The following is a 17,486-nucleotide window of genomic DNA, read 5'->3' as shown; positions in this document are numbered from 1 at the left end:
GATTCGAGCTTTGCGCTTCACTTTTGTGGGCTAAGACTAATGATTTTTTCAAATTTGTCTATGCCGTTCATCTTTGGTTAATACTGCAATGTTAGTATGGCTAACGTTCAAGAAGGAACCCTTCCTTGTTCTGATGGTCAGAATAAAGGAAAGCAAAATGGTGATCTAGAACACGATTCCACCATAAGGTTGAAAATCAACCTTGGAATCTATCGTAGAGACCCCATTAACTAGGTAGTACCTGATTTGCGAATCTTAGTGACCTTTTCGTTACCCATTTTCTAAGTGCAAGCAAGTTAAGGAGAGTGAATGAGCTTATTTCTACGTACTACGGCATTGATGCTATTAGTACTAAGCCGTGCGCCGGCTTTCGCCGCACTTCCAAATGTCCCGAGTAACGAGCAAGACCGTTCTGCTAGCCAAAACGAAGTTTGCTCAAAATTGTTTAAACATAGCCTTAGTGGTTTGTATGGCATTCAGTCAATCGACTCCAAACCAACACAGCCTTATTCAGATTTCGACGTACTTTACAGCAAAGCGCACCAAGCGCAGTTTGAGCTAGAAACCATCTGTAAGAGTACTGCCCTTCTCACTGACGCACAGCCTTATTTTGCTGGCGTTAAATCTCAGCACCGCGCCGAAGAGAAAATCGCCCACGAACTTGACGGTCAAGTAGAACGTATCACCGACTTAGCCCGTGCAACTATCGTTGCAAATGACGTAGCAAGCTTGGTGTCGGTATATGAAACGTTAGAGCGCGAAACAACCATTGTTAAAGTAAAAAACCGCTTTAAAAAACCAACGGCTTCTGGTTATCGTGATCTCAACTTGTTGGTCCGTTTACCAAAAACCAACCTAATTGCTGAAGTCCAATTGCATCTAAAAGCGATTGCTGATGTAAAAAGTGGTCCGGAGCATGATTTGTACGAGCAAATTCAGAAACTGGAACGTCAAGCTCTGGTTGAAGGTCGTAACCTAAATGATATCGAGATGGCATCAATTCGTAACATGCGTACTCAATCTAAAAACTTGTATCAAGAGGCTTGGCATCCTTACCTAACGACGCACCTAGAAGCAGCCTAAGCAAACAGTATTTTAGAAACTGATTCCCTGAATACTGAAAAACCACCGCAATTGCGGTGGTTTTTATTTGTTCTTTAGTCAGTAATGAAAGCCACAAACAAAAAGACCACGACAAAGCGTGGTCTCATTCCATGTTACATGGCTTACTGGTCGGTCTTTAGGTTCTCTACGCGAGCTTTCAACTTCTGACCCGGGCGGAACGTAACGACACGTCGAGCAGTAATAGGAATATCTTCGCCAGTTTTCGGGTTACGACCAGGTCGTTCATTCTTGTCACGAAGGTCAAAGTTACCAAAACCTGACAGTTTTACCTGTTCGCCACTTTCTAGTGCCTTACGAATCTCTTCAAAGAACACTTCCACCGTTTCCTTGGCGTCCCGTTTACTAAATCCCAATTTATCAAACAGGTTTTCTGCAAGTTCGGCTTTTGTGAGCGCCATAAAACTTTCCTCAAAGCTATGTTAAACAATGCTACCTTAGTGTAGCGCCAGAGCAGTTTTACCCTACCAATTCAACAACATATCGGGGTTACATCAGGAAGTGTATGCCAAGCTTATGATTTTCGCCAACTTTTTTCTTTGCTAATATACGGAATGTTGCACCACGCAGATAGTTTACCCACCACCATTTCCAGATTTTCCTTTAATTCCCTCTCCAACGGCAAAAATATCCAGTTCAAATTACTAGATTTAAAACTCAAAACAACATTAATCACTATTTAATAAAAATGTCAGATACTGGCTACTTTACAAACAATTGACACAAAACTTCTTACCTTTTCAGTAAGTTGAGTACGTTTGAAAATAGATCTGGTCGGTCCTATTTAGCAGACTTGTTATTCAGATATAGCGTGACACTAGGAGCATGAAAGCTTGAACAGCGACAAAATTCTATTGATTGCTCCATGACGGTTAACTGAAAGGTTGTTACTGTTTATCCCTGTTTTCACCACGCGAAAGAGCCGCCATGTTGCACCAAGTCATCAGTATCTTATTTCCCGTCTTTGTCTTGGTTTGCGTAGGTTACTTAGTTGGTCGATGCCTCAAGCCCGATTTTCGCCCAATCAATCGCATCAATATGGATGTGTTTACTCCGGCACTGGTATTTTCTTCTCTTGTCGGTATGCCACTCAGCATGGGGCAAGTCCCCTTGCTACTAGCCGCGCTTATTGCTGTCGTAGTACCTGGCATTGTGATGGTTCCCATCGCGAAGTTTTGCGGATTATCATTCAAAGCATGGGCTCCACCACACATGTTTCGAAACAGCGGTAACTTAGCGATACCGCTGTTTACTTACACCTTTGGGGAAATCGCCCTTCCCTCCGCAGTATTGCTTTTTGTCGTTTCAGCATGCCTACATATAAGCCTTGGCGTTATGCTACTGAGTAATGGCAATCCGCTTAAACAAATCGTCAAAATGCCGATCTTCTTATCCGCTTTGCTCGCGTTGCTTATCAACATTTCTGGTATTGGTATTTGGTCTCCTCTTTTTGAAGCGACCACATTACTTGGGCAGGCCGCCGTCCCAGTTATGTTGTTATCATTGGGAGCACAAATGCGCCATTTAAGATGGGATGGTCTTCGAGTGGGTCTTTGGTGCACACTTCAATCACTCGGTACCGGAGCACTCGCCTTTGCCTTAATCTATACCTTGATACCATTGCCAATCATGCAATTACAGATGATGGTGTTGTTTACCATGTTGCCACCAGCTGTAATGAACTACTTGTTTGCTGAACGACTCAATATCGAACCTCTGAACGTTGCTTCTATGGTCTTGTTTGGCAACTTTTTAAGCATTATTACTCTACCGCTGCTACTAACGTTCGCTTTATCACTTGCTTGAACCATGCCTCCACATAATCCATCAACATCAAGCAACGTTTAACAAATCACAACGTAACGCTTCAAATTTGAAATCTAATTTTTAACAATAAATTCACCTTATCTAGCCTTTATACCTCGCTTTTTGAGTGTTTTATCTATTAGCCTGAACCCTCCGCAAATTTACAAAGGAGTTGTAATTTTATGGATAAGACATGCCGTGTGATTTTTCTCGGTGGTGCTCATCACTTAGAGGAAATCACAACAACACTCAACACAATCAAATTTACACCAACAGTGTGCTTTGGCGATGACGAATACGTTCTACTCCCAAAAGGACTTGGTAATTCACCTAGAAACTTCATTTATGTGCACTCCACTTTGACAGATGAAGAACAAAATGAACTGATTCAATTAGTCGAAATTCCGATGAAAAATAAATAGAGGCTTAATGGAGGACAGATAATGTACGAAGTTATTTTTATTGGCGGTGAGAGCCATGGTGAAAATATTTCCCTCAACTCTCTACCCTTAACGGTAGATAAAAATGGAGATAAATATTCTTTATTTGGCTTAACAGACCCTAACTATGACAAACCTTACAAAATATACTGTACGAAGTATTCAATCGCAGAACGGTATATCCCTCAAATTGTTAAAGTCGAATTTATTGGTGGTCATTGGGATCGAGAATTTGAACACAGAATTCTGGGGTGGATACCTACAAGGGTGAACCGAACTCGTGAGGTCCTCGATAATCTAATAACCAATTCCTATGAATTAGTCACTCAGTTTTCCGACGGGAAGACCGTCCACGCATACGCCTCTGAAGATGTACCAGAAGTATTTTTAAATGAAAGAATGCAAGCATTGCTCAAAGGAGATTGAAGCAAACTTTATCGCTGACATTGTTTATTTAACAAATTCGCAATCTAAATTTTACGGCTAAATTAACCATGTCTCTTTTTTGAGTCTCGCTTTTTGAGCAATTTATCGATTAGCCTAAAATCTCTCAACACTTGCAACGGAGTTGTAATTATATGGATAAAGAGTGCCTTGTAATTTTTCTAGGTGGCTATGAACACTTAGCAAAAGTTGTAACTACGCTTGATGCCATCAAATTCTCTTCAACAATAAAATTTGGCAATGATGAATATACCCTCATGCCAAATGGATATGGAAATACACCTCGAATCTTCTTTTATGTACACACTGAACTGAGTGAAGACATCATTAGAGAAATGAAAAATATGGTGAAACTTTCTATTGATAAAAAATGGTTTGAAATTGGTGGCGAATAATGGCGTTAGAAGTATTTATTGATATTTGTGGAGTCTCAGCAACAACACGAGAGATAGACAGGGAATGGGTAACCGGACTCGTTAACAGAGCAAAAGACCGCAAATCTAAGGTATGGGTGTCTGTGATTGTCCGAGATTTGAAGCAAGATATTAACATTCGGCTTGCATGCGGTAATGCACCAAGAATAGCAACAACCACAAACAGCCCAAGACGAAAACCGCTAACCCAGCTCGAAAGTAAGCTGGCGGATCTCTGGTCTATGTTCCGGTGCGAAGGTGGGAACGTTAACGTTCAGGGCGTATGTGATTTTATCCGCTACCTCGAAGGGTGTCAGAGACGTGAGAGTGATGAAAAGCTAAAAAAGGATAAGCAGTGGCATTAATTATTTCCATTGATTGCTGTGGAGTAGTCATTGATTCATTAGAGAGCAACTCGAAAACCATAAACGCTATTGTGACGAAAGCTCAAGAACAAGGACAAAAAGTGTGGCTACGTATATGCCTAAAAGATGTATCGCAGAACATCGATATTGAACTTTGCTGTGGAGAACCGCCGTCTAACTCTGTGCCACCAGCAGCTAAAAGGGGCTCACTCATAGAGAAGAATATTAAAAAACTTTGGTTAGAACTTGGTTGCGCGGGTGAACAAGTGAATGCACAGAAGATCTCTGCATTTTTACTGTATTTTCAAAGCTATATTAATCAGTCCTAGAGAGTAGAACCTGCAAGCACGAACTACCTATCAAGTTAACGTTTAAGAAAGGCGCTGGTGTTCTTCAGTTATCGATTAAGCTGTGGCACTGCGCTTTTAAACAGATGACCTAGAGAAACCTTTTAATGGTAGAGGCATATCAAAAACAAAAGATTGAATGATAGACTAACGTCAAACAACTAACGTTTTTGCTTTGCAACTCTATGACATCAATTATTCAAATCAGCGACTGCCATTTAAGTGACGATTCAAGCTTTGAGAATCTACGTAGCGCGCTTCTTTATGCTCAAAAAGATTCATCATGCGATACCCTTTTGCTCACAGGCGATCTTTGTTGCAACCCCAAACCGGGTGATTACCGTGTACTACTAAGTTTCCTAGAAAAGCACATTCGCGATAAGAAAATATTCGCAATTGCAGGCAACCATGATGACACCAAATTGATGAAGCGGGAACTGGTCGGTAGCTCTATTAACGTAGTGAATAAAGCCAAAATTCATAACCGTGACATGCTGTTCTTAGATTCGAGTGCTAAACCTTTGGATAAGCACCACCCTTTAGGCTCTGGTCGTGTCGATAACCGTGGGCTAGCACGCTTCAATAAACAACTTCGCCATGCGATCAATCCGATTGTTGTTATCCATCACCCTATTATTCCCGTAGGCTCGGATTGGATACAAGCCATTTGCTTGGAAAACGATGCAAGCTTACATGCGCTTTTGGCTAAGTACCGGGTTCAAGATGTTATTTGCGGGCATGGTCATGATGCACTGACTGTAACGCGTCAAGAAGTCACTCAACATATGGCACCCGCTACTGCTTACGGTTTTGACCACAGTATTGACGAATACAACCGCAATACAAAGATTGGCGTGAATAAGATTCACCTCGAAGATGAGAGGATGAAGGTAGAGACAGTTTGGCTCTAGTTATTCCCTATTTCCTATCTCCTATCTCCTATCTCCTATCTCCTATCTCCTATCTCTCAAGATATAAAAAAACCCTGCCAAACTGGCAGGGTTTCCATTTCTTAAGAAGATACGTTACATGAGATTAGTCACGTAGAGACGCACCAAACTTCTCAGAAACGTGAGCAACGATAGCATCAACCGCACCAGCGATATCTGCATCTTCTAGAGTACGCTCAAGTGACTGTAGAGTCAGAGCGATTGCTAGGCTCTTCTTACCTTCTTCAACGCCTTTACCTACGTAAACGTCGAACAGCTTCGCATCTTTAAGGAACTCGCCACCTTGCTCTAGACAAGCGTTAACGATATCACCAGATGCAACAGCTTCATCCACGACTACCGCGATATCACGACGGTTTGAAGGGAATTTAGAAAGTGCTACCGCTTCTGGGATCACTTTACTGTTGATTGCAGCCCATTCGATTTCGAATACGATAGTACGACCATTTAGACCGAACTTACGCTCAAGTTCTGGGTGAACAGTACCGATCACACCCACTTCTTTACCATCTACGATGATTGCCGCAGATTGACCTGGGTGAAGTGCTGGGTGCTTAGCTGCAGCGAAAGAGTACGCTTTTTCGTTAGCAGATAGCTCTAGAATTGCTTCTAGATCGCCTTTAAGGTCGAAGAAATCAACAGTGTTAGTTTCGATATCCCAATGCTCTTCACCGCGAGTACCTGCGATAACACCGGCAAGCATTGGCTCTTGGCGCATACCGTTTTCTGCAGATTCACATGGGATGAAACGTAGACCATATTCAAATAGACGAACGCGTGGCTGTTGACGCTTTTGGTTGTGAACAACCGTGTTCAGCAGACCTTGGATAAGGCCAAGACGCATTGCTGACATGTCTGCAGAAATTGGGTTTGGAAGCACTAGAGGCTCAACACCAGGTACAACTAGCTCTTGTTGCTCAGGCTCAACGAAGCTGTATGTGATTGCTTCGTGGTAACCACGGTCAACAAGAAGATCACGAACGCGTTTCAGTGGAAGATCCGCTTCAACGTGGTTGTGCATCTTAAGTGCTGCTGCTGGGTGTTGGTTAGGAATGTTGTCGTAACCGTAGATACGACCAACTTCTTCAATCAAGTCTTGCTCGATAGCGATATCGAAACGCCATGTTGGTGCTACTGCCACCCAACCTTCTTCAGAAGCTTCAACTGTCAAACCTAGGCGCTCTAGGATTTCTACCACGTCAGCATCAGCGATGTGGTGACCTAATAGGTTGTCTAGCTTAGTACGACGTAGAGCAACTTTGTTTGGCTTAGGTAGGTCTGCTTCAGACTCTACAGCAACAACAGGTGCTACTTCACCGCCACAGATCTCAACAAGAAGCTGAGTTGCGCGCTCCATTGCGCTCACTTGTAGTGCGTAATCCACACCACGTTCAAAACGCATTGAAGAATCAGTGTGAAGACCGTAACTACGTGCGCGACCACGGATGTGGTCAGGTGCAAAGAATGCACACTCTAGTAGAACGTCTTTAGTTTCCGTTGTTACACCAGACTCTTCACCACCAAAGATACCTGCGATTGCAAGTGCTTTGTTGTGGTCAGCAACAACTAGTGTATCTGCGTTTAGTTCTGCTTCGCTACCGTCAAGAAGTGTTAGCTTCTCACCTTGCTCAGCCATACGAACTACGATGCCACCTTCGATCTTCGCTAGATCGAATGCGTGCATTGGTTGACCTTGCTCTAAAAGAACGTAGTTAGTGATGTCTACTACAGGGTCGATAGAACGAATACCACAACGACGCAGTTTCTCTTGCATCCATAGTGGCGTTTCTGCTTGAACGTTTACGTTCTTAACAACGCGACCTAGGTAACGTGGACACGCAGCTGGCGCTTTCACTTCGATAGACACTTTATCTTCGATTGAAGCTGCTACTGCTTCTACTGATGGCTCAGTTACGTCAGCGCGGTTTAGTACGCCAACTTCACGAGCTAGACCACGAATGCTGAAACAGTCAGCGCGGTTTGCCGTTAGGTCTACGTCTACTGTTACGTCATCTAGACCTAGGAATTCACGGAAATCGGTACCGATTACTGCGTCTTCTGCTAACTCCATGATGCCATCTGACTCAACATCGATACCTAGTTCAGTGAACGAACAAAGCATGCCGTGAGATGGTTGACCACGTAGTTTTGCTTTTTTGATTTTAAAATCGCCTGGAAGAACAGCACCAACCGTTGCTACTGCTACTTTCAGACCTTGGCGACAGTTGTGTGCGCCACAAACGATGTCTAGAAGCTCTTCTTCACCCACGTCTACTTTAGTAACGCGCAGTTTGTCTGCATCTGGGTGTTGACCACATTCAACAACGTGACCAACTTTAACGCCGTTGAACGAACCTGCTACAGGTAGCACGTCATCAACTTCTAGACCCGCCATTGTAATTTGGTGAGTTAGTTCGTCAGTGGTAATCGAAGGACTAACCCACTCACGAAGCCATGATTCGCTGAATTTCATAGTGATTTATCCCCTGGATTACTTGAACTGTTTTAGGAAACGAAGATCGTTCTCGAAGAACGCACGTAGGTCGTTTACGCCGTAACGAAGCATTGTTAGACGCTCAACACCCATACCGAATGCGAAACCAGAGTATTTTTCAGGATCAATGCCTACGCTACGTAGTACGTTCGGGTGAACCATACCGCAGCCTAGTACTTCTAGCCATTTACCGTTTTTACCTTTCACATCAACTTCAGCTGAAGGCTCAGTGAACGGGAAGTAAGATGGACGGAAACGTACTTCCACTTCCTCTTCGAAGAAGTTGCATAGGAAATCGTGCAGGATGCCTTTCAGCTGTGCGAAGTTTACGTTCTCATCAACCAGCATGCCTTCCACTTGGTGGAACATTGGCGTGTGCGTTTGGTCGTAGTCGTTACGGTATACACGACCAGGTGCGATGAAACGGAATGGTGGTTTGCCATTTTCCATCGTACGGATCTGTACGCCTGACGTGTGAGTACGAAGCATCAAATCTGGGTTGAAGAAGAAAGTATCATGGTCAGTACGCGCTGGGTGATCAGCTGCGATGTTTAGTGCATCAAAGTTGTGGAATGCATCTTCGATTTCTGGACCAGACTCAGTGTTAAAGCCAAGTTCACCAAAGAACTTCTCAATACGCTCTACAGTACGAGTAACTGGGTGTAGACCACCGTTCTCGATACGACGACCTGGTAATGTTACGTCGATCGTTTCTGCCGCTAGCTTCGCTTCAAGCTCTGCACGTTGTAGTGCGTCTTTACGAGCTGCGATAGCTTGCTGAACCACGCCTTTCGCTTTGTTGATCTCTTGACCCGCTTCACGGCGTTCTTCTGGTGGTAGTTTACCTAGGCTTTGAAGTTGAGCAGTTAGCTCACCTTTTTTACCTAGATACTGAACACGCACTTCATCAAGTACGACTAGCGATTCTGCAGCTTCAATTGCTGCACTCGCGTTAGCAATGATCTCTTCTAGATGTTGCATCGTTTCCTCATCTACCTATTGGTAGTATCCATAAGGGAGTGATTGGTTTTTTGATAGCTGTACATAGTAGCCAAACCCGCCACCAAGGCCAAATTGAATTATGAAAAGAAGAGGTTATTGAATAAAAAGAACACAAAAACGTAAAAAAAGCAGCGTTGTCTAGGAATAACGCCCATTTTATCGAGGTTGTTTTTGCATAAGAAGCCAAAGAAAGTCACTGGTTTTGTTCTTATCAAGCGAGAAGAGAAGACCGTTTTCTTTGGCGATTAAATATGAGAAGCAGTCTAGTTTAAAGGCGTCAGTTTTTGTACGGTTTGAACTCGGTTTTTACCGTTTTGTTTTGCCAAGTAAACGCTCTCATCGGCAACTCGAATTAAATCCGTGTAGGTTTCCATATTGTCTCGACGCTCTGCGACACCAACACTGATGCTCCCTCGCCAAGGTTCGAACGAAGTAGGAACAAGCATATGGGAAACCTGTTTTCTCACCGCCTCTGCCACATGCAAACCACCCTCTAATCCGGTATCTGGGCAAATTACGAAAAACTCATCGCCGCCTAAACGACACACAATGTCATCACTGCGGAAGTAGTGCTTCAATGCTTGCGCGAGTTCGGTTAGGACTAAGTCCCCTGCTTCATGGCCGCAGGTATCATTCACTTGTTTGAAGTAATCGGCATCGATCATGATACAAACCAAAGGCAGGTCTTTGGCGTCCTCATCCTTCCACAATTTCTTAAGCGTTTTTATCGCGCTTCTACGATTCGGTAACTGGGTTAATGAGTCGGTTAAGGACAAGGCTTCTAGCTGTTTATTTGCATTCGATAACTGCTTCGTCCTTTCATCCACCTTTTCCTCTAGAACTAGGTTCAGCTTGAGTAGCTCACGATTTCGCTCGGAGGCTTGCGAAAATAGCGCATTTAGCGCATCCAGCAATGGCGCAGTGGATGCGTTGGCTTGCTTTTCTTGTTCATCATACGCCGCCCTCGGTGACATCCCAGATTGAATGGCAGCCACTTGCTTAGACATATTTTGATCAATACCAAGAATGTGGTAAGCCAACCAATGAATGAGGAAATCCAATAACTGCTCAGCAGCGCGTTTATTGGCATCACTGATAAAGCTCTGCATACTGATGATGTCGCTCATAAATGCGCGGTGTACTTGGATATGTTTTTCTAGGTGCTCTGGGTGGATCTCGACCTCTCGCATCAAGTTCTCTTCTTCTTTGAAGTGGAACTCGGCATAGCGAGACAGTTCAAATAATGCTACTTGAATGTCCGTGAGAGTGATGCTGTTTTGCGCCAAAAGTTCGCCGTACTTGTTGATAAATCCAACAAGATATTGGTGCTGTTCATCGACTTCTTCGATGCCTGTTTCAAAATAAGTGTCCCAGCGAAATGAATTCAACGTTACTACCCCTAAGTAAAACCGGAGGGTTTTGTTAGTTGCTTATCGCATCGCTATCAAAACCACAACAAACATAAGGAATAGTAACGATAAATCTTCCTTACGGCTCTAGCAGCCAGTCAAAATAATGACATGGATCTCTTTGCCTTAGAATTTTCGATTTACTTATCTCCCGCACTAAAAATAGTACTGGATAGATAGCTCGATAAAATCATCGTCTCTTGCGAAATACAAGAGGTCCGTTGGCGTGTCATTTTTAAACAACCAAGCATCAATTTGCCACTTAAAATGATTTGAAATGCGGCTGGAAGCCTCAAGTTTTGCGTTGTACACATCGGTATTATCGAGATCTTGCGTGATACCAGTTAGGATTTCGGTGCCATCTTCATCATTAAACGCTAAGCGAACACCTGCAAAGACATCATTTTGACCAATGTTCTGCGCGTTGTTACCACGGCTATCATATAAATACTCACCGATAAGACCCACATCCCATACCGTTTCAAAAGCCCCCACTATCGTGTATTCAAATCCGGTAACAACACTAACATGATTATCAAAACTATCACGATAAACACTTTCAAGTTTCCATAACCAATCTCCCACGATTCCCTGCACATCCAGTCCAACATGGCTCATCAATGCGTAGTAAGGTTTTAGCTCGCCTTGCTCGAATCGAAAATACGGGTCACGGTTCGTTCCATAGACATAGCTCAAGCCGAGATCCCAATCGCCAAACATTTGTGCATACCGCAACGCGACATCTACATGCTTTTCTTCTCGACTCGATTCGTACAACGCATCATCGGAGACAACAGGATCGAACCTCAAACGCCCATCTTTACCCGCGAATATTCGTTCACGAAAATAAGGCAAGATCATCACATCCAGCGTTCCCCACTCTTTGATGGACGTAAAATGCACCATGGGTTGTCCCAATTTATCTTCGCCATCGACCGCTTCTACCGCATCAATTTGGTTTACAACATCCACTAAGTGCGCAGATTCTGTTACCCCCCAAAACACCTTGCTGATACCAACACGAAGTTCATAGTCATCCCAATAGGTTAAATACAAGGCTTCTCGAATATCAGCATGCGTACGTTCATCATCCATGCTGTCCCAACGATAAAAAGGCGTAAAGGTGAAACTCGCATCACCATCTTGAAGATCCCAGTAGAGCTCTGGTTGCAACACTAGCGATGTTTGCCCTTTGCTCTGCCCTTGAGCACCGGCAGAGAAAAATTGTCGATGCTCGAAGTTAACCTGACCTGCCAATTCAGCGCCAAGCAAAGACGAAGAACAAAGCACAGCCATAATGCTAGCCAAGACTCGGCCAGCAGCGATTGCCCTAGTCATTCAACCTCCCTACTTAACACGCTTGAGGATGTTTTTGTTGAAGTCGTTATCTTTAAGACCGGTCTGGAACGTCAATTCACTGGTTGTCAGTTCTGTACTCTTGCCCGTTTGGTGATTCATCATTGCCATAGTGTGGGCACGCCAGTATTGATTCAGATACTGTTTGTAATCAGAAAACTCTAACGTCTTTAACAACGCACCTTTGCGGTCATAAAATTCTACTTTCAGAGGACGATAATGTGCTTGATCTAGCCAAACCACTTGCTTGGTGTAACCGGAGTTTTTATCTGTCGGGATTTGCTCTAATACAAACGTCTCTTGGTCATTCATCGTTTCATCTTTAAGGTAATTGAAACGGTACTTTTCAATCTCGAATGAGCTCAGGTCTTCATAAGCAAACTCACTGCCCATAAATGGACCAGATTTATTGCGTGAAGCGATACGTTTTACGCGTTTGAGCGCGGGCAGATAGAGCCATTGGTCGTCAGCGCCCACCGTGTGTGAATGATTAAGAAATGCGGTTCCTTTAACATCTCGTGGTTCATCAAAGATAGTTAGCCCTTTATCGCCATCATCAGCGACCTCCAGTGATTTTAGGCGCATCAAGCGAGTACTACTTTCTCCTTGAGCATTGCGAAGTATCATTTGCATGGTGGCAACAGAATCTCCCCAGCCTTGGTCACGCGCTTTGCGCTCTTGTGCAATTTCCAACCCTTTAGCTTCGTCAGCCCAAGTGAGAGGAGCCATTAACAGAGAAATCGATAATGTAACGACATTCAGAGGTTTGCTAAATAACTTCATCATATAGTCCTTGTCTTGTTTTCCTTGAGGGCACTGTTCAATCACAACGATGCCGTAATGTTTTTCTTCGCTTGTGTTTCTGGCGTTTTAGTCTTTGTTTGCTCGACATATGCTGCTTTATCAAAACGCATGAGTAGCGTTGGCAAGAATAAAAAGTCCACGACCAAGGCGATAAAGATCACGATCGCACTAAGCTGCCCCATATCTGCATTTAAGCGAAAGCTCGACATAGCCAATACTGAGAAACCTGCTACCAATACGACGGTAGTGATCCACAGTGCACGACCAACAGTGTGGAAGGCATAACGAACGGCCTGTTCAGCATTTTGTCCTTCTTTTCGTGCTCTTTGATATTTCGAAAGGAAATGAACCGCGTCGTCGACCACAATGCCAAGCGTCAAGGTCACCACGACTGACAGTCCTAGATTGATTTCACCAGAGATCAGCGCCCAAAGACCGAAACCAAGCACGGCCGGGGCAATATTTGGAACCAAGCTGATGAGACCAAGCCTTAGCGAACGCAGCGCAAAGATGAGTAATGCAGAGATCAAAACTAATGTAATTGGTAACGTAGAGAGCATACTTGCCATATTGGTCTCACCAATGTGAGCAAACATCAATGATGGACTCGATGCGACCACATCATATTGCGGTGCATTGTCGGCAAACCACGCGTAGATTCGGTTCTCAAGGTCAACTAATTCAACACTCCCTAAATTATCGACGGTTAACACCATTTTGATCGAAGATTTATCAACATTAATCTGATTATTAAGATCTAAGCCGTACGGCAAAGACATCTCATAGAGTAGAAGGTATTGCGCCGCCAATTCTCTATCTTGTGGTAGTAAGTAGTAACGCTCATCATCAGCGTGCATGTTTTTATTGAGGCGTTTATATACATCCGCGAGCGTTGCAACATGATCTGTCTCAGGCTGTTCGCGAAGCCAATCGGTAAAGTTGCCTATAGCGGTAAGAAAAACAGGATCAGCAATCCCTTGCGACTCATTGGTTTTGATGGCAATGCTGAGATTGGTCATGCCGCTGATACGTGCTTCCATAAAATCGGCAGCTTGACGAAAATCACTGCGATTATCGAAATACTTTACGGATTCATCATTGACTCGATTTAACGGTATCAAGCTTGCACTCACTGCAATAACGATCACTGATATTGGCAGTAACACGTTACGACGTAAAACGACAAAATCTCCTAGCTTGTCCATGAAGTCGGTCCCGCTCTGTGAGGCAGGTTGCTTAACTGAGACTGGTAATAGTGTGAGTAACGCTGGAAGCAGCGTCACTGATAGAAAACAGGCAATCATCACCCCTAATGCCGATAAGTTACCAAAATCTCGCAGCACAGGAGAATCCGACATATTCATCATCAGAAATCCAATTGCGGTTGTAACTGACGTGATTAGGATGGGCATAAAGTTAAGAGAGATACTGCGCTCTATCGAATGTGCCTTACTAAAGCCGTTTTGCATCGACTGGCGCATAGTTGCAATAACATGCACGCAGTCCGCTACAGCCAATGTCATGACCAAGGTTGGCACATTAACCGTCGCAGTGCTTAAAAACATACCAGCCCAACCAGACAACCCCATCGTTGCTATCACCGAGCCAATAATCACAATAAGAGTCGCGACAACACTTAAGAATGAACGCAGCATGATGGTTAAGAACAACAAAATAACCAACAGCATCGTTGGTACTAAGGTAGCGCTATCCTCTTGTGCTGCGGTCATGAAGGCATAGTTCATGGCGATAATACCAGCTTTATGAAACTCAACATTTGGATAGTTTTGCTGATACTGCGCCAGCATCTGATTAATGTGAGCCATCACCTCTTGGACTTCCGCTGTTTTATCAACCTCCGGCAATTGAACGGTGATATTCACGACAGTGACATCGCCTTTTGCAGAGATCAACGCATTTTTTAACACTGGCTCTGTTAGTGCGATATTTTTTACTTTCGCAATTCGCTCTGGAGTCAACTCATGCTCTTCGTAAAGCAGGTCTTCGACCAAGAGATCATCTTCAACCGCTTCCGTGTGCTGGTAATTAGCCAGAGAGTCTACTCGGCTCGAATACGGCACTTGCCACGAATCCACTGTTAAGTTTTGTATGAGTTTCAGGATCTCAGGAGTAAACACCTCTCTGCTATCAGGAGCGATCACGATAGCAAGATTGTCTGTTTTGGCGAAGGTGGTTTGAATTTCGTCGAAAGCTAATAACTGCTTATTGCTGCCATCGAAAAAGATATTATAGTCGCCCCGAAAATAGAGATTCTTTGCTCCGATCGTTGCGATAATAACGAGTAATACTGTTGCCAGCAGAACCCAAAGACTGTACTTGGTTGGTATTTTCCCCCATTGACCGGGGCTTGCTTGTTGAGCTTGGTGGTGTTTCATCACACTCTCCCTTTGTGACGTTTCGTCAAAAAACGGAGTTAAAAAAGCAGCTTACGCTGTTCTCTAATTCCAGATGCGTTAATAACGCAGTTTTGGCACTCTAGGGATTAAAAATCCTGATACCAAAACAATCGTTATTGACGATCCGTCAAATAGTGTGACTTAAAAACCAATCGAATAACCGATTGGTTTATACCCTACTCAGCGATTGACTGAATCAAGGTAAGCAATTTCTTCGCTAAATAGTTCCTGCTCAACTCGACGCCAGGTTTTGCGGTAATCCCAATCTGTTGAGAGAGGTAACCACCCTAATCCATCAAGTAACATATTCGCATTGTGTAATACCGAAAACGGGTCTTGCAAACGCTGAATACATCGACTGTTAGATGCATTTTGCGCCAAAGCATTAGAACCAAACGCAATCGACCAATTGGCAAAAACAATCGCATCAGCACCAACAGCAGGAGAGAATTTTAAATCTCCAATTTCCACGGCGTGGTTTACTAATGCGTCCGCTCCAGATATTACTTCTTCTTCCAGCTTGTTCAATTCATTCAGTCGAGCGGGTGAAGCTTTCTCTATCACCCAAGGAGTTTTGGCGACAATAGCGCAAGTCGACAATACGGGTTCCATACGGGCGTAAATACGATACCCAACATGCATTGCAATGATCTTTTCACGCGTGTTGCCATCAAAATTTGCCGTACGCTCAAAAAACACCGCCTCACTTTTCAGTGAGTGTATACAAAGTGCAAGGATCACATCTTCTTTGCTGCAAAAATGGTTATAGATGGTCCCTTTTGAATACGGACTGGCAGCCGTTAGCTTATCCATGGTGAGATTAGCAAAGCCTTGTTCTTGCACTAAAGATTTAGCCAGTTGAACTAATTCGACCTCGCGATCAGCGATCGCCTGCTGTTTCTTAGTCAAACCAGAAGCAATTCGGCCTCCCTCTTGCTTGTCATCTTTGTTGCAACCAAAGTTAAACATACTTCCTCGTCCCGTATCCCTGTGTAACTCAAATGAATTGTAACACGAATATGGTTTGCAGAAACGCCACCACATTTCTGACGAATCGTCATAATTGACACTTCGTCATATTAGTTCATTAAATAAACATTTCAAGGGTGAATCTATAAATCACTAAAAATAACTAGAAGCTATATCGAAAGGCTTGGTTTATCCCCAGCCGAAGCGATAGCGTAGCGAATGTCATCAATGAAGTTGACTTCTGTTTGTACAATACCATCAGAAAACGTTACAGGCTGATGCGGACCTGCTATAAGCAAAACATTGGTAAAGTCTGACACATTAAAGTTCTCTGCAACGACGTTTTTAGAATGAAAATCTAACACGGTTTTCGCCATCTGCTCTTCTAAGATAAGTAGCTGTTCTTCCGTGATTTTCATTCGCGATAGCGCTACACGTACACACTTCTCATGTGTAGTCGTTTGTTCTTTAAGGATCTCGGTGTACTTCTCGTTAAGTTTAGAGTTTTCTGCATAGCTGTAATAAAGCGGACCGTGAAGCGTGATGTTGTTATCTTCGTCCACATAAACCAAATCAAGCAGCTCTAGAGCACCAAGGTAGTCAGACATGCTTTGCTTTGAGAGATCATACTTTTTCATAAGAATGGTGTAGCCATCCTTCCCCCTCAGCATTCGAAGTTCTCGATAAAAATCGTAAAGATGCGGAAACTGGAAAAAGACTTCATCCTGCGTACGACTGAAATAGTCCTGATCCTCAGCTTGTAGTTGATTTGCCAGCTTTTGAAGCTCATCGAGGGTACAATCCACAGCTCGACAATACTCAAGTAGCTTATCAAGACCTAGGTTAGTGCTAGTTAAATGACGTTTAAAAGTGGACAACGGCATGCCCATTTTCTCAGATAACTCTCGATATGTTAGCCCTTTGGTTTTGATCGCTTGTCGTAATGCGGCTAACAAGTACTCGGGAGTGAGTTCTCTCATCTACAATTCCTTATGGCAATGTTACAACTGAATGGTATTTGTAACAATTTAGAACCAATTGGCAAGCCATAAGTTCATATTTTTATAAGAAAACAGTGAATTAATATACCCAACATCACATTTAGATGAGCAATACCGCCACCAGAAATGCATTCAGTTTCATTATAT

17 protein-coding genes are annotated in these 17,486 nt (G+C 43.5%); 8 read left to right on the top strand and 9 right to left on the bottom strand.

The window, feature by feature from the left end; genetic code table 11:
* Positions 1-309: 309 nt before the first annotated feature.
* The gene (locus VHA02S_RS10400) at positions 310-1,083 is read left to right on the top strand and encodes a nucleotidyltransferase family protein (protein ID WP_005445543.1); all 774 of its coding nucleotides are present in this window, start codon (positions 310-312) and stop codon (positions 1,081-1,083) included.
* A 143-nt stretch (positions 1,084-1,226) separates the two neighbouring features.
* On the opposite strand, the gene ihfA is transcribed toward VHA02S_RS10400, so the two are convergent.
* Positions 1,227-1,523, bottom strand: coding sequence for an integration host factor subunit alpha (gene ihfA, locus VHA02S_RS10395; RefSeq protein ID WP_005445544.1), 297 nt, complete (start codon positions 1,521-1,523; stop codon positions 1,227-1,229).
* Positions 1,524-2,049: 526 nt separating this feature from the next.
* Between ihfA and VHA02S_RS10390 the strand changes: the two genes are divergently transcribed.
* From VHA02S_RS10390 to VHA02S_RS10360, 7 genes are all read left to right on the top strand, one after another.
* Positions 2,050-2,928, top strand: a complete 879-nt coding sequence (locus VHA02S_RS10390) for an AEC family transporter (protein ID WP_009701053.1) — start codon at positions 2,050-2,052, stop codon at positions 2,926-2,928.
* A 182-nt stretch (positions 2,929-3,110) separates the two neighbouring features.
* Positions 3,111-3,350 carry a hypothetical protein gene (locus tag VHA02S_RS10385; protein ID WP_038897603.1) on the top strand — a complete coding sequence of 80 codons (240 nt, stop codon included), beginning with the start codon at positions 3,111-3,113 and terminating at the stop codon, positions 3,348-3,350.
* A 21-nt stretch (positions 3,351-3,371) separates the two neighbouring features.
* A complete protein-coding gene (locus VHA02S_RS10380) occupies positions 3,372-3,794 on the top strand; it encodes a hypothetical protein (RefSeq protein WP_038897604.1) in 423 nt (140 codons plus the stop codon).
* A gap of 152 nt (positions 3,795-3,946) precedes the next feature.
* Positions 3,947-4,207, top strand: a complete 261-nt coding sequence (locus VHA02S_RS10375) for a hypothetical protein (protein ID WP_005445548.1) — start codon at positions 3,947-3,949, stop codon at positions 4,205-4,207.
* A complete protein-coding gene (locus VHA02S_RS10370) occupies positions 4,207-4,590 on the top strand; it encodes a hypothetical protein (protein ID WP_005445549.1) in 384 nt (127 codons plus the stop codon). The genes VHA02S_RS10375 and VHA02S_RS10370 overlap by 1 nt, the downstream gene beginning before the upstream one ends.
* The gene (locus VHA02S_RS10365) at positions 4,581-4,919 is read left to right on the top strand and encodes a hypothetical protein (RefSeq protein WP_029791121.1); all 339 of its coding nucleotides are present in this window, start codon (positions 4,581-4,583) and stop codon (positions 4,917-4,919) included. Before VHA02S_RS10370 ends, VHA02S_RS10365 begins: the two co-directional genes overlap by 10 nt.
* A gap of 203 nt (positions 4,920-5,122) precedes the next feature.
* Positions 5,123-5,848, top strand: coding sequence for a metallophosphoesterase family protein (locus tag VHA02S_RS10360; RefSeq protein WP_038897605.1), 726 nt, complete (start codon positions 5,123-5,125; stop codon positions 5,846-5,848).
* 124 nt (positions 5,849-5,972) lie between these two features.
* Here VHA02S_RS10360 and pheT read toward each other — a convergent pair whose 3' ends face one another.
* The 8 genes from pheT to VHA02S_RS10320 all read right to left on the bottom strand — a co-directional run bounded on the left by pheT (position 5,973) and on the right by VHA02S_RS10320 (position 17,318).
* A complete protein-coding gene (gene pheT, locus VHA02S_RS10355) occupies positions 5,973-8,360 on the bottom strand; it encodes a phenylalanine--tRNA ligase subunit beta (RefSeq protein ID WP_038897606.1) in 2,388 nt (795 codons plus the stop codon).
* 18 nt (positions 8,361-8,378) lie between these two features.
* The gene (pheS, locus tag VHA02S_RS10350) at positions 8,379-9,362 is read right to left on the bottom strand and encodes a phenylalanine--tRNA ligase subunit alpha (protein WP_005439802.1); all 984 of its coding nucleotides are present in this window, start codon (positions 9,360-9,362) and stop codon (positions 8,379-8,381) included.
* Positions 9,363-9,646: 284 nt separating this feature from the next.
* On the bottom strand, positions 9,647-10,771 hold the full coding sequence (locus VHA02S_RS10345) for a GGDEF domain-containing protein (protein ID WP_038897607.1): 1,125 nt from the start codon (positions 10,769-10,771) through the stop codon (positions 9,647-9,649).
* A 177-nt stretch (positions 10,772-10,948) separates the two neighbouring features.
* Positions 10,949-12,130, bottom strand: a complete 1,182-nt coding sequence (locus tag VHA02S_RS10340) for a hypothetical protein (protein ID WP_038897608.1) — start codon at positions 12,128-12,130, stop codon at positions 10,949-10,951.
* Positions 12,131-12,139: 9 nt separating this feature from the next.
* Positions 12,140-12,931: an outer membrane lipoprotein-sorting protein gene (locus tag VHA02S_RS10335; protein ID WP_026000346.1), complete on the bottom strand. Its 792-nt coding sequence runs from the start codon at positions 12,929-12,931 to the stop codon at positions 12,140-12,142.
* 41 nt (positions 12,932-12,972) lie between these two features.
* The gene (locus VHA02S_RS10330; RefSeq protein ID WP_038897609.1) at positions 12,973-15,348 is read right to left on the bottom strand and encodes an efflux RND transporter permease subunit; all 2,376 of its coding nucleotides are present in this window, start codon (positions 15,346-15,348) and stop codon (positions 12,973-12,975) included.
* A gap of 201 nt (positions 15,349-15,549) precedes the next feature.
* Positions 15,550-16,338 carry a TetR/AcrR family transcriptional regulator gene (locus VHA02S_RS10325; RefSeq protein WP_009697355.1) on the bottom strand — a complete coding sequence of 263 codons (789 nt, stop codon included), beginning with the start codon at positions 16,336-16,338 and terminating at the stop codon, positions 15,550-15,552.
* Between the two features lie 170 nt (positions 16,339-16,508).
* Complete coding sequence (locus VHA02S_RS10320) at positions 16,509-17,318, bottom strand: helix-turn-helix domain-containing protein (protein WP_005445576.1); 810 nt, start codon at positions 17,316-17,318, stop codon at positions 16,509-16,511.
* Positions 17,319-17,486: the final 168 nt, after the last annotated feature.

The organism is Vibrio harveyi NBRC 15634 = ATCC 14126 = KCTC 12724 (genome assembly GCF_001591145.1).
GTDB classification, from domain to species: Bacteria; Pseudomonadota; Gammaproteobacteria; order Enterobacterales; family Vibrionaceae; genus Vibrio; species Vibrio harveyi.
The sequence above is the reverse complement of the archived record's forward strand: the minus strand, read 5'-3'. Positions and strand labels throughout refer to the sequence as shown.

Excerpts from the sequence above, each read along its gene's own strand:
- VHA02S_RS10400 (WP_005445543.1), top strand. The coding sequence starts at position 310 with ATGAGCTTATTTCTACGTACTACGGCATTGATGCTATTAGTACTAAGC.
- ihfA (WP_005445544.1), bottom strand. The coding sequence starts at position 1,523 with ATGGCGCTCACAAAAGCCGAACTTGCAGAAAACCTGTTTGATAAATTG.
- VHA02S_RS10390 (WP_009701053.1), top strand. The coding sequence starts at position 2,050 with ATGTTGCACCAAGTCATCAGTATCTTATTTCCCGTCTTTGTCTTGGTT.
- VHA02S_RS10385 (WP_038897603.1), top strand. The coding sequence starts at position 3,111 with ATGGATAAGACATGCCGTGTGATTTTTCTCGGTGGTGCTCATCACTTA.
- VHA02S_RS10380 (WP_038897604.1), top strand. The coding sequence starts at position 3,372 with ATGTACGAAGTTATTTTTATTGGCGGTGAGAGCCATGGTGAAAATATT.
- VHA02S_RS10375 (WP_005445548.1), top strand. The coding sequence starts at position 3,947 with ATGGATAAAGAGTGCCTTGTAATTTTTCTAGGTGGCTATGAACACTTA.
- VHA02S_RS10370 (WP_005445549.1), top strand. The coding sequence starts at position 4,207 with ATGGCGTTAGAAGTATTTATTGATATTTGTGGAGTCTCAGCAACAACA.
- VHA02S_RS10360 (WP_038897605.1), top strand. The coding sequence starts at position 5,123 with ATGACATCAATTATTCAAATCAGCGACTGCCATTTAAGTGACGATTCA.
- pheT (WP_038897606.1), bottom strand. The coding sequence starts at position 8,360 with ATGAAATTCAGCGAATCATGGCTTCGTGAGTGGGTTAGTCCTTCGATT.
- pheS (WP_005439802.1), bottom strand. The coding sequence starts at position 9,362 with ATGCAACATCTAGAAGAGATCATTGCTAACGCGAGTGCAGCAATTGAA.
- VHA02S_RS10340 (WP_038897608.1), bottom strand. The coding sequence starts at position 12,130 with ATGACTAGGGCAATCGCTGCTGGCCGAGTCTTGGCTAGCATTATGGCT.
- VHA02S_RS10335 (WP_026000346.1), bottom strand. The coding sequence starts at position 12,931 with ATGAAGTTATTTAGCAAACCTCTGAATGTCGTTACATTATCGATTTCT.
- VHA02S_RS10330 (WP_038897609.1), bottom strand. The coding sequence starts at position 15,348 with ATGAAACACCACCAAGCTCAACAAGCAAGCCCCGGTCAATGGGGGAAA.
- VHA02S_RS10325 (WP_009697355.1), bottom strand. The coding sequence starts at position 16,338 with ATGTTTAACTTTGGTTGCAACAAAGATGACAAGCAAGAGGGAGGCCGA.
- VHA02S_RS10320 (WP_005445576.1), bottom strand. The coding sequence starts at position 17,318 with ATGAGAGAACTCACTCCCGAGTACTTGTTAGCCGCATTACGACAAGCG.